The organism is Methanofollis sp. UBA420, assembly GCF_002498315.1.
Classification (GTDB): Archaea; Halobacteriota; Methanomicrobia; order Methanomicrobiales; family Methanofollaceae; genus Methanofollis.
In genome coordinates, this window is record NZ_DAGX01000002.1 from 94,044 (window position 1) to 107,184 (window position 13,141).

Annotated in this window: 7 protein-coding genes and 1 pseudogene; 6 read left to right on the plus strand and 2 right to left on the minus strand. The window is 48.5% G+C overall.

Annotation, left to right across the window (positions count from 1 at the left end):
* Positions 1–103: 103 nt before the first annotated feature.
* The gene (locus tag BP869_RS00455; RefSeq protein WP_342675890.1) at positions 104–289 is read right to left on the minus strand and encodes a hypothetical protein; all 186 of its coding nucleotides are present in this window, start codon (positions 287–289) and stop codon (positions 104–106) included.
* Positions 290–507: 218 nt separating this feature from the next.
* Positions 508–747 (minus strand): annotated as a pseudogene (locus BP869_RS11825) (DUF4277 domain-containing protein); the annotation flags it as partial.
* Positions 748–1,187: 440 nt separating this feature from the next.
* Here BP869_RS11825 and BP869_RS00465 point away from each other — a divergent pair.
* From BP869_RS00465 to BP869_RS00490, 6 genes are read left to right on the plus strand one after another with little or no spacing between them, the layout of a single operon-like run.
* Entirely contained in the window at positions 1,188–2,687 is a 1,500-nt protein-coding gene (locus tag BP869_RS00465) for a hypothetical protein (protein ID WP_342675894.1), read from the plus strand.
* Between the two features lie 2 nt (positions 2,688–2,689).
* Complete coding sequence (locus BP869_RS00470; RefSeq protein ID WP_342675896.1) at positions 2,690–5,041, plus strand: phosphoadenosine phosphosulfate reductase family protein; 2,352 nt, start codon at positions 2,690–2,692, stop codon at positions 5,039–5,041.
* A complete protein-coding gene (locus BP869_RS00475; protein ID WP_342675898.1) occupies positions 5,034–9,194 on the plus strand; it encodes a hypothetical protein in 4,161 nt (1,386 codons plus the stop codon). Before BP869_RS00470 ends, BP869_RS00475 begins: the two co-directional genes overlap by 8 nt.
* Before the next feature lies 1 nt (position 9,195).
* Positions 9,196–11,436 (plus strand): BREX-4 system phosphatase PglZ, encoded by a 2,241-nt coding sequence (gene pglZ, locus BP869_RS00480; RefSeq protein WP_342675900.1) that lies wholly within the window; start codon positions 9,196–9,198, stop codon positions 11,434–11,436.
* A 12-nt stretch (positions 11,437–11,448) separates the two neighbouring features.
* Positions 11,449–12,936: a BREX system Lon protease-like protein BrxL gene (gene brxL / locus BP869_RS00485; protein ID WP_342675902.1), complete on the plus strand. Its 1,488-nt coding sequence runs from the start codon at positions 11,449–11,451 to the stop codon at positions 12,934–12,936.
* Positions 12,937–12,940: 4 nt separating this feature from the next.
* Positions 12,941–13,138: a hypothetical protein gene (locus BP869_RS00490; protein ID WP_342675904.1), complete on the plus strand. Its 198-nt coding sequence runs from the start codon at positions 12,941–12,943 to the stop codon at positions 13,136–13,138.
* The last annotated feature ends 3 nt before the right edge of the window (positions 13,139–13,141 follow it).

The following is a 13,141-nucleotide window of genomic DNA, read 5'->3' on the forward strand; positions in this document are numbered from 1 at the left end:
AATCTTAGCAGCAATCTTTCTATTCTCTTCAATTTCGCACTTACTTTTTGTACATCCGGTTATTACAAGAACAGATTGGTTCTTCGAGAAACTTTCGAGCGTTTCAATGTCCTTCCCCAGGGGTGATTACCCTGATGTCTAGAGAAGTGAAGCAGAACGGTTGGTGCTCCTGCAGCCAATTCTCGGCGACTATGCGGGCGTCCGGTTCGCAGACGAACTCCCGTGCACCAAGTTTCCGCAGCGATGTTTCGGCCTGTTTCTTGTCTTTCTCCAGCCGTTTTTCAAACATTTTCTCCTGCCGTTCCTGCATTGGTGCCGAGTGATACACCACCCACTTCTGAGGGATGCCGGTATATTCGGATGCGTGCTCCACATACCGGTAGCGCTCGTCCGCGCACGACTGCAGGGCGAGATCCGCGGCAACAAGTTCCTTGACCTCGTTCAGGGTCGCCGGAACCCACCCGATCCAGAAGGTGTGGGTGCCGAGGGCGGTGAGATTCTCGACGGCACGCCTTCGCCAAGAAGACGTTCTATGGCGATATCCGAGAAGAAGGCTGGGTAGAGATAGAGACACCGTTCTACGAACCCGAGACCATTGAGCACCATGGCCTTGACGACATCTCCATGGGTGAGATGATGCTGCCGCGTTTTGGGGATGGCACGGTCGATAACCGGGGCGATGCCGAGGGTGTCAAAGGCACCGGCAACGAGCCCGAGATGGCCGATCGAGATGTTGGAACCCTCGATGAAGTCACCAGAGGAGGGCACATCTGAGGTTTTTCCAGAAAGTACTAGGATCTTGCGGTTTGATAATTTGGGGAAGTGGGTAGAGTCCTGCAAAAGGTGGGATGGAAGACCGGCAGGGGCGACCGTCATCTTCACTTTTGCGGTCGGGTGACCCGAGTTATTCACACGGCAGTTACATGAAAACAATTATATAACGTCTAATGAAACTGTACTAAAATAATTACATTTACAGCTTATCTCCTATCCACCATCTTTAATCTAGAATGCGGACGACCATTACATGTATACTGCAGCATTGAATAACTACGCGGAGTTTTTACGATCTGTCAGTATGAGGTCCGAAATTAAATATACGGAAGCATCGATTGCTATGTTTGGTAGTGCTAACAAGGATATAAGAAGTGTGTCGCTGGTATCCCCACATCGAATCGAGATGACGGATGAAGCTTGATGCCGACGGCGATCCCCCGCTGTTCGAGGAGGTATTCCCACATCGAATTGAGCTGACGGATGAAACCCTGCCTGCATCAGTTTTGCACGTTACCATGCTTGATCAGACAGTCATCGACAAACTGGTGCAAATTCTTTCAAAGCACTTTGCAAATGGGCTTAGGATTAACTCTCCGATTGAGTTGGCGCGTTTTAGGTCTTTTGCTGCAGAAGATTGGGGCGAAGAAATCTTGCTGCCTGACGAGGAACTGAAAAGTTATATCGCGGGTTGCGGGACTACCTTCGATGGCAAAGTCTACGCTGTGTCGGATCAGGCAAAAGAACGAATCAGGGAACTGGTGGAGGAATACTTCGCCGACGGCGCACAAGCCATATTCTTTGCCGAGTTTTATGCCAAGAACGAGAACTGGCTGTTCGGGGCAAGCGTGGTCTCCAAAGATATGCTTATTGGTATACTCCGTATGCTGTTCCCAACGTTGTCTTTCACGCAGACCTATTTTGGCTATACAGATGCTTCCGTCTTTGCCGTTCTTGAGAGTGAGATCCTCCGTGTGTGGGGCGACGATGTACTGCTGAACTATAAGCAACTCGCCGAACGGTTACAGTACGTACCTCTTGACCGGATAAAATACGCACTTGGTCAGAACGGCAACTTCATCTGGAGTAGCGTAGAGATCTTCTCGCACGTCAGCCGAATCGACATCACCGACGAGGAACAGGAAGCAATCCGAGAAGCAGCTGTGCGAAAGTGCAACGCTTACGGCTATGTTTCAATTACGGACTTGCCTTTCGGGGAAATTGAGGAGCGCAACTACGAACTTTCCATTACGGCGGTTCATAACGCTGTTTACCGCATCTGTCTGTCGGACAAGTTCGACAAGAAAGGCAAAATCGTCACGCGCAAAGGCGATGTCTTTGACGCGCTGACCATCATGAAAGAATACTGCCGAACCGTCGACAAATGTTCACTCGACGACTTGCTGAACATCGAGAAGGAACTGACAGGCGAGGTTCGCCGTAGGATATCTATTGAGGCGGGCAACACCATTCTGGTTCGTATCGATAAAGACACCTATGTTGCAGACAGTTACGTTCACTTTAACGTCGATATAATCGATGAAGCGATCGCGTTGTTTTTTAAGGGAGACTATCTTCCGCTTAAATCATTCACGACCTTTGGGGCATTCCCTGACTGCGGGCAGGAGTGGAACTTGTTCCTGCTTGAAAGTTACTGCCGACGCTTCAGTCGGATGTTTCGCTTCGATACCCCGACGGCCAACTCGCGGAATGCCGGAGCGGTCATCCGCAACAGTTGCAGTCTGAACTACACGGAGATTATGACCGACGCTGTGGCGAATGCTGACATTCCATTAAAGAACACCGTCGTCGGTAAGTTCCTGTACGAGAACGGGTACACGGGCAGAAGCACAACCGCCAAAGTTGGCGAAATCATAGATAAGACGAAAGCCATACGAGAAAGAAGGAATTGAAGATGTATTCGTATACTTACGACAAGAAGACGGGCGGAATACTTCTTAATTCCTCACCGACCGGGTTCTCAAAGGAACCCCGTCCGGTTTACGCACCCGAATTGGACGTGCTGGGATTTGATAAGTATTGGAAGTACGAAAAGCAGACCGACCGTCCGTATATGTGGGCGGAGGCGAACAACTACTACTATCACGGGATGCTCGTCGCAAAGCTGAAAGGCGGCAACATCTACACCGCCCCTGAGATTATCATTCCGAACGGCGAGGACGGCAATCCGGTAACGCCGGAGCCAGAAGGCATATCGCTTCGTCCCATTGACATAGAGGCAATGGTGGAGGCAAACCGTGAAATGCTTGAAATCATCGAGCAGACCACGGTAAAAAAAATCTTGGCCATCTACACCAAGTACAAGAACAAACTCGACTGCTTCCACGTGGCGTTTTCGGGTGGCAAGGACAGTTGTGTCCTACTCGACCTCGTAAAGAAAGCCCTGCCCAAAGGCAGCTTCGTTGTGGTGTTTGGCGACACTGGCATGGAGTTTCCAGACACCTACGAGATCATCAGGAAAACAAAACAGCAGTGTGTTAAGGACGAAATACCATTTTACATCGCCAAGTCGCATCTCAACCCGAAGGAGTCGTGGGAGCTGTTCGGTCCCCCATCGCGCACACTACGTTGGTGTTGTTCGGTGCATAAAAGCACCCCACAAACGTTGAAGCTGAGAGAAGTGACCGGTAAAAACGATTTTATTGGTCTTGATTTTGTTGGGGTTCGGGCGCAGGAGAGCTTTGTTCGAAGCACATACAAGTACGAAAACTATGGTGCAAAGCAAAAGGGTCAGTTTAGCCATAATTCAATACTTGAGTGGACATCCGCGGAGATATGGCTATATATACATGCGAACGATGTGTTGATTAACGAGACTTATAAAAAGGGTAACGGTCGTGCCGGATGTTTGTTTTGCCCTATGTCAGGTGGCACAAGCGACTACTTGCGGCGAGCAAGTTATCAGGCAGAGATCGACAGTTATATCAATTTGATTAAAAACACCTATGACGAGGACAAGCGAAAGAAACGCAACACCGAATCGTATATCCTAAACGGCGGTTGGAACGCGAGAAAGAATGGTCGTGAGTTATCGAACAATACATTCCGATGTATTGAAAAGACTACAAACGGGATTCTAACAATAACCATTACAGCCCCTGATTCCGATTGGCTGGAGTGGATAAAAACACTTGGAGACTTACACGGTGAAAGCGGTGATTACTACGTCCAATTTGACGGTGAACGCATCTGTTTTTCCGTTAAGGCAACAAAGGACAGATACGTTGTAACGATACCTGAAGTTGTACTGAAAGAAAGACCTGCATTCGGGAAGATATTTCGGCAAGTATTCCGAAAAGCCTCGTATTGCAAAGGTTGTCGAGTTTGTGAAACGAACTGCCGAAACGGATGTATAAGCTTTGTTGACGGCAAAGTCAGAATAAACAACTGTACCCGGTGTCACGAATGCCATGCAATCGATAGCGGCTGTCTATTGTTTCATTCGTTACGCCATCCACAAGGAGGAGGAAAACCAATGAAAAGTCTAAACTCATTCGCCGATCACGCTCCGAAGCTGGAGTGGTTGCGATCATTCTTTGAACTGAAGGATGCGTTCTTTTCGGAACATACTCTGGGACCGATGATGTTCGATATGTTTAGGCGTTTCCTTAGGGATGCTTCCTTAAATGAGAGGAACCACTTTACGCCGTTTGCAGAGTTAATTTCACAAATTGGCTGGGAAACAGACACTGCACAAGGTTTAATTCTTATCAACCTTGTCGCCGAAAACCCACAGATGGAGTGGTATGTCAATAACTTTGATGTCGGCAGAGCCTATGCACGTCAGACCGTCGAAGACATGCTGACAGCCGTTGATGTCAAGCCGAAAGATGCTAAGTCAATCGCCAAATCCTACAAGCGTCTGGTCGAAACACCGCTCGGCACGAGCCTACACTGGGGATTTGTCACCGAGGACGGCGACCTCGTCCGCACAAAATGCTCCGTGAGCGACACGCGCGTGGTGCTGTACGGCTTGTTCAAGTTTGCGGAGAAGTGCAACGACTACAAAGAGTTCACGCTCGCTACACTCCTGAACGACAACATCGATCGTGACGGCATAAGCCCTACACGCATCTTCGGGCTTGACCGCGACGATATGACGCCCATACTCTTAGGGCTGTCAGCAAAATACCCAGAGTTCATCACCGCGTCGTTCACGCATGATCTGGAGAAGATAACGCTTGCGGAAGACAAATCGTCCCAAGATGTTCTCGACTTGTTTAAGGGGGATACAGCAAATGCCTAACAACAAATATCGCGAATATTTTGACATTGACGATAGGTATTTCCCTTGCATCGACGACGCGGCAATCAATGCCGGCGCTCCTTGGGATAACACCTATCCGCACAGCACGTTCATTTATATGCTCACCGAGATGGAGCGTGCCTTGGCGCGGCAAAACAACTGCAGAACGCTCTGGATTGAGGGTGCATACGGAACAGGAAAGTCGCAGTGCGCCTATGCCATGCGTGAAATTCTTGAAGTGCCGGAAGCGGAACTCCGTGACTATTGGGGCAGGTACGAACCGCTGAAAAAGAATACCGACCTGCTTGAAAAGCTGATTGGCCATAAGAAAAAAGGAATTGTGGTGGCTTATCGTTATGCTTCTGGCGGCATTATGTCGGCGCGTGACCTTTTCTTCGCCATACAAGAAAGCGTGAAATCTGCTCTTGTGCAACAGAACGTGCCTTATCTTGGCGAGAATACTCTCAAAGAGAGTATTATTGCTTGGCTTCAAGATACTGACCACAAGTTGATGTTCAACAGTCTGCTGCAAAATCATGACAAGGAATGGAGAGCGTTATTCTCCCAGTCAACCGCCGATGAAGTGCTGAATGCGCTTCGCCAGAACGGCGAAGTTAAGTCTTTGGTAGATAATATCTTCCGCCTTGCAGATAAAGAGGGTATAACCGCGCTGACCATTGATTCAGACAGGCTTATTGCCTGGCTGACGGATATTATTGACCGCAATAATGTAAGAATTGTCTTTATTTGGGACGAATTCTCCGATTACTTCAAGAACAACCGCGAAAGCCTTTCGGAGTTTCAAAGGGTTGCTGCTCTGGTACAGAATAAACCCTTTTACTTCATCGTAGTAACACACGAGCCTCAGCAAATATATGTTGCGGACAACGACAGGGGGAATCAATCTAAGGTAAGCGACCGTTTTATATCAATACCTATTGTCCTGCCCGATAACATTGCGTTTGACCTCATCGGCCACGCGTTCAATGTAAAATCTGCCGCCAAGTCGCAGTGGGACATTCTTGCTGACGACCTGAACGACCGAGTAAAAAACTCTCGTTCCAAGGTTATGGGGGTTGCAAAGATTGACAACCCACAGGTGATAAAGGACATTATGCCGCTCCACCCAATGGCGGCATTGCTCCTCAAAAACATAGCTTCTGCTTTCAAGTCTAACCAGAGAAGTATGTTTGACTTCATCAAGTCCTCAAACACGGATGATGTGAAGGCGTTCCAATGGTTCATTGAAAATACAGGTCCTTTTGACGACCATCCGCTTCTCACGGTGGATATGCTGTGGAACTTCTTCTACGAGAAGGGCAGGGACAACCTCACATCAGACATTCGCCTAATATTGGACACCTTTCCGCAGCAGCAGGATTTGCGTGAGGATGAGAAAGCGGTTCTGAAAGCCATCCTCATTATGCAGGCGATTGACCAGCGTCTGGGCGGCACGATTGATCTGTTCAAAGCGACCGAGCAGAACCTCAGCTATGTCTTTGAGGGCATACCTGACCTGGAGGGAACTAAATCCGCCAATCTTGCGAAAGGGCTTAGGGAAAAAGGCATCCTCGTTTCCAATCCGATAAGCGGTGGGCGTTATGTGTATGCGGCCGCCGTGCTTGCGGGCGACCAAGCGAAAATCGATAACTACAGGAGAGATGTACGGCAGAACAGCACAACCTCGAAACTTGTGACCGAGGGTGGGCTTTCTACCGTTTTATCGCTTTCTCCCGCTCTTCGTCTGCGATTTGAGTCGGAGCCGGGTACAGGTAAAATCACCCCTGTGACTGCCGCAGATTTTACACGTACAATCAATATCCTCCGCGATAAAGCCACAGGGTGGAATTTCCACGCCGTTATCGCCTTTGCCAAGGATGAGGCAGAGGCGGCTACCTTCCGAAAGACTCTTAGAGCAGCGGTCGCCGATAAGCAATACGAAAGCATTGTGTTCATCGATGCGCTTTCTACGCCACTTGGCTCCGAAGCGTTTGAGCAACTCGTGGACTTTTCTGCGATGGCGATGTACTACCGGGGGAGCAACAACACCTCGTCGAGAGAAAGTTCTGATAAGGCAAAGCGCGTTTTAGACCAGGACTGGAAAAACCGTATCTACAACGGTCAGTTTATCGTATATACCTATGCCAATCAAGAAGGCGCGAAACTCGGAAACGGTCAAGGTGTGGCAAGCGTTCTTCAGACGATTGTTACAATAAAATTCCCGTATGCGTTCGACTTTGCAAGGGGACTCACTGAGAGCCAGTTGAAGATAACTCAGGCTATGAAACAGTCGGCAAAAGCAGGTATTACACAGGTCACGGGTGGTGTTGTTGGCGGCGTTGAAAAACATGTGTTGCCGACTGTATGGAAGATCGATACTTATTGGGAAAACCCGACAACTTCATCCTTGCCGATCTCGAAAATTAAGGTTGAGGTCGACAAGCGCATTAAAAGCGCGTTTGACCACGACGGGCAAATTGCAATTGACGAAATCTATGGCTTCCTTGAGAAAGCCTACGGTTTTGCTCCGTGCAATCTCTCAGCGTTCATTGCAGGCTTTCTATTGAAGGAGTATGGCAGCGAGCCGTATCGTTACAGCGATTCATCCGGCGGCCATGAGCAGATGACGCAGGACAAACTTGCAGAGATGCTGGGTAACTACATCGGTAAATCCCCGAAACCAACCTATATCGTAAAAATGACTGCCGACGAAATGGCGTTTTACGAACTCACCGAAAAAGCGTGGGGTATCCAGCCTAATTCGTGTTCATCTGCGGGCCAGGCAGCGATTGCGGTAACCGGCAAAATGCGTGAACTGAATTTGCCTGTATGGTGTCTTGAAGAAGTGGATCCAGTCGGCATCTTCGATGTGGTTCAGAAATACAGTGAACTCGTTCAAAAGGAAGGTACTGAGACTCACAAAAAAGCAGTCGAAATCGGAAAGATAGCGTCTGCAAAACCATCCCTCGCCGACAGTTTGTCCGCCTTAGTCACTAGCGAGAATTGCCAGAAAGGTATGCGTGAATACCTCCGTTCCTTTGAAGGCGGTAGGGTTATGAAACTCGCCACGGCAATTGGTGCTGAGAACAATGTGCTTGCTGATATTCGCCGTTTGTTCGAAGTGAAGCACTCGTGCCTGTGGGATAAACAGACCGGCGAGGACGAAATCCGTAAACTGCTGACCGAGTACAGCGTAGTCAAGGAGAGCAACGCCATCCTGAGTGTTTCGGCCCATTCCTTGACGGAAGCGTTCAAAGAGTGGCGTGAACGGTTGAAGTTCATCGGCATCTCATGCGATGCTTTATGGGCAAAGTACCCTACGTTGGCAAAAGTCCTCGACATGCTCTTGAAAATCTGCAAGCAAGAGGACATATTGCCCGAACAGTTAAAGGCATTCCATTCAGAACTTGTGGCGCACGGTGCGGAAATCAAGGATTTGTTGAACAACGACAGGCGCGCCTTTGCTGAGATTTATAAGCCGTACCTTGAAGACCTTAGTGATGACGATATCGCCGATGTTAAGAGCAAATTGCAAACAGGCTTTTTTGAATTGCCGAAAACCGAGTGCAACGTCAAAGTGAAAGCGGCTGCCGAAGAATTTCGAAAGAATCAGCTGAAGTCGCAACTCTTCTGCTTGTGGAAAGACAAGACGGGAACGAAGAATCCACGCGAATGGTCGAGCCGCTACAGGACGCCCGTCCTATGCTGTGTCTCTGAGGCTGAGTTTGAGATGGCTAAAAAGGCATTTGAAACCCTTAACCGCAATGGGGGAACGGATGCCGAAATCAAAGCTTCTCTCGATTTCTTGGAATCCACTACTCTGTTTGATGTCCTTGCTGATGATGATAAGCGGAATACAGCATTCAACCGGGATATCGTTGGCGAATACAGTGCATTGCTTCCAGACCTTGGTAAGGTAAGGGATACCCTAGACCGCCTTTGCGTTGATACCTATGACTGGCGTGATAATCCGAACGTTAAGAAAAAGGTGAAGCAACTTGCCGAAGCCGAGTACAACGCAGGCGGCAGCGACAGGGTCCTCCTGAAAATCGATGAGATGGACGATGCCCAGTTAAAGCAATATCTCAAACGGCTTGTCAAGGACAACATTACGGTCGGCATTGAAATACTGGCGAATAGAGACAGGAGATAGAATGCAAATCGATCCGGTAAAGAGATACTTGACATCTTCCGTCAAAACGCCATATTTCCTGTTTATCAGCGACGGTCAGTACAAGACCGCAATTGACGAATTGTCGGTGTTGGGTCTTGATTTTGTGCAGATGAACGGCTTCTGCGGCGGCGATGACAAATTGCCGGACATCGACGGTCTACTCACTTATATCGAAGCGGCTGATGTAAACGCAAAAAGCAAAAAGTTTGTTGTGACGGGGATTGGTGAATACCTCGCACTCCGCGGCCATGATGAAGCCTTCCGCACCCTGTCGCGGTTGAAAGACCTTAATGTCGGCGGTGCAAAAGTCGTGTTGCTCCTGCGAGGGCTTGCTTCACAGATTGCCGGATTACAGGGCGACCCCCGCTTTGATAACCGTCGGTTCAGTGTCGTTAATAATGCGGAGTGTGACATATCAATTACCCTTGCCGCCCCATCTCTCGGATTGTCGACTTTATCAGGTTTCAAAGCATTACTTGCGGAACTTGAAAACGGTCAGTGCGGAAGTTTTGTCGTGAATACGGCAGTCAATCTCGATAAGGCAATATTCACCGTACACCAAATTAGCAATGCGTATGATGGCATTAAATTCTCCACAAGGGGCTTTGCTTTAGCGCGTTCCTGCGGAAGCGACGCTCGTTGGGCGGAGTTGCTGGCAGAACTCAACCAGAGCAACAGTTCGCTTGACAAGGTGCTTGAGAAGAATGGTCTTGGCAATAATCTGGAGTCTGATTTCTACGCTCGCATTGGAGGGAGCGACTACTGCAACTGGCTCTATTTTATCTGTTTGAAGAGCAAGGTTGACACATTGCAAAACGGATACCTTCGGTTCGTCCTGGATCAGACGAGTCGCTTTGAGGACTTCGTTTCAAACATTCTGAACGCAATTATTGAAATCCCGCACACCGACAAACGGTTTTCATCGTTTTGTCGGGAGCGTAAAGTTCTAGTTGAAAAGTTCCCTGAGTCGGATATTGCAGACTTCGTGGTGAACAATCGGCAAGTAGTGTCTGAAAGCATTTATAAGCTGACTGACACCACAAGGGTGGAGCGCGAAGAAATTATCGCTTGGCTTTCACAAAACGGTTTAATCCCGGAACTTGATAGTATTTATCCCGCTTTGGCGGCTTATCTAAAAAAATACATTTTTAAATGCCCTGAACTTGCGAACTTGCTGACTGAGTATTTCGAGGCGTACAAACGGCAAAAGCTGTCTAACAAGCTTGAAACTGACTTTTTGGAGAAAGTCGATCAACTTGCCCTCACACGACAATTCAACCGACTGCCTACTCGGAACGAAATTATGGACAGTGTAGATAAGAATGACACTTTTCTGTACTGGCTCGATGCACTCGGCGTTGAATACTTAAGCTTAATCGAAGCTTTAGTTCAAAAACGTGGTCTATCGGTTCGGGTTCATATCGCCCGTGCGGAACTGCCAACGATAACATCTATCAACCACGACTTTTTCGATGCGTGGCAAGGCCGCAAGGAAAAGAACAATGAACTTGATGATACTAAACACAGCGATGTGGGCGGTTATAACTTCACCAATAATGAACTGCCTATCCACCTTGCTAAAGAGTTGGATATAATAGCGGCGATGATTGATAAGGCGGCTACGGAACTTGCGCTTAGGCATTGTAAACGCTTCCTGATTGTAAGCGACCACGGCGCATCGCGGCTTGCTGTTCTGCGGCGTAAAGAGGAAAAGTACGATACCGATACCACAGGTGAACATTCGGGGCGCTGCTGTGAGATTTTCCAGCCTTATGACCTTCCGTTTGCCGCAGAGGAGAACGGATATCTCGTACTTGCCGATTACGGTCGCTTCAAGGGAAGTCGCGCGGCGAATGTGGAAGTTCATAGCGGGGCGTCATTAGAAGAGGTTGTCGTTCCTATTATCGAATTGTCGTTGAAAGATGGAAGCGTAACGGTCAAACTGGTCGATGAAGCCGTGACCGTAGATTTTCGTACCGGCACGGAGATTAATCTGTTCTTTAATTCGCCGGTACAGGGTGTTTCCGTTGTTTTAAATGGGAAGCCCTATTTAGCTTCGCAGATAGATGCAAATCACTACTCCGTAAAGCTGCCCGACACAAAACGGGCGGGCGAATACCCTGCGGACGTTTACGCAGGTGATAACCTGATTGGCAAAATTATGATTAAGGGGCAAGGCAAGAGCGGCAAAGTCAATGACGCTTTTGATGACTTGTTTTAGGAGGTGCGATTGATGGTTGAAAAACTGAGAAATTGCTTTGACGAGATGGTCGTATATAAAGACCTCAAAAAAAGCAACTTCTTCTCCGCTCTGAGCCTGCCCTCTTTTATGCGTGACTGGCTCTTAAAGAAATTCGAGGACGAGAACGGTCACTTCGACTCCGACGAGTTGGTTAGCTTTGTGCGGACTTACTTGCCGCGCAAAGATGATTGGACTGCTATAAAGAATCAGGTGGTAATTGAACACGAGCGGGTAAAGTTCCTTGCCAAGGTGTCGGTTGATATCGACATCAAGACTGGGGGGGTGTCGTTTGCTTTGCCCGATTTCGGGCTGACAAGTAAAGACACCATCATCGAGGACTCCGTTTGGCAAACCTGTAAGGATGACTTGGTGCGCAGCCGTGAGACTTGGGGAATGGCCGAAATCGGCTATCGTCCACCCGATGACTACGACGTAGAGTTTTCAAAAAACAAGGCAAAGGGCGCAAACAGGGGCAAAATCAAGCTGACAGCTTTTAAGGCCTTCTGCCCCTACACGATTGATATCGATTACTACAAGGACGCACGACGTGAGTTTACCACCGCGGAGTGGATTGATGTCCTGCTTGGCGCAGTAGACTACAATGCAAGCGGTTATCTCGGCGATGAGGAAAAGAAACTCACGATGCTTACCCGCTTGTTGCCATTCGTTGAAAAGAGGCTGAACCTTATCGAGCTTGCCCCGAAAGGAACTGGTAAGTCATATCTGTTCGGTCGCGTTAGCCGCTTCGGATGGCTTTCGAGTGGTGGCGTTATGAGCCGCGCGAAAATGTTCTACGACCAGAATAAGCGCGCTGAGGGCTTGGTGTTCGGCAACGACTTCATAACACTTGATGAAGTGCAAACAATTTCATTCACAAATGTGGACGAAATGCGCGCCGCTTTGAAAGGTTACCTTGAATCGGGAATTTTCACCGTCGGCAACTATGAGGGGACTGCTGAGGCGGGCATAATCCTCTGCGGCAACATCAAAAAAGAAACGATGGATGAGGATGGCTTCGGCAATATGTTTGAGGAACTGCCGTCCGTCTTCCACGAATCAGCTTTGATAGAGCGTTTCCATGGCTTTATTAAGGGCTGGAATATTCCACGAATGAACGACGACCTCAAGATTGCTGGGTGGGCGTTGAATTCTGAATACTTCTGCTCTATTATGCACGAACTGCGGGATGATATGAGTTATCGCGCCATCGTAGATGAACTCATCGAAGTTCCTGAAGCGGCAGATACCCGCGATACTGAGGCGGTCAAGCGCATTGCCACGGCATATTTAAAATTGCTGTTCCCGCATGTCCGTAGCGCAAACGACATAACTGCCCGCGAGTTCAAGCGTTATTGTCTCGACAGAGCGCGAAAGATGCGGGATACGATTAAATACCAATTGGGAATGCTTGATGTTGAGTATCGCGGGAAAGACATTCCTGCGTTCAGCGTTAGACCTGACCCTGAAGAAATGGGGTAATTGTGTGGAAAAGAAAAGCTGTTATGTATGCGGAAAAGAAGCCCTGAGCAAAAACGAAATCGGGCTAACCAAAAAATTGCTCGATAAGAACTCCAAGCGATTCTATTGCCTTGATTGCCTTGCTGAGTATTTAGAAGTAGACACTGAGTTCTTGCTCGCCAAGGTTGAGGAATTTAAGGAGCAAGGCTGCAAACAATTCTGAGGT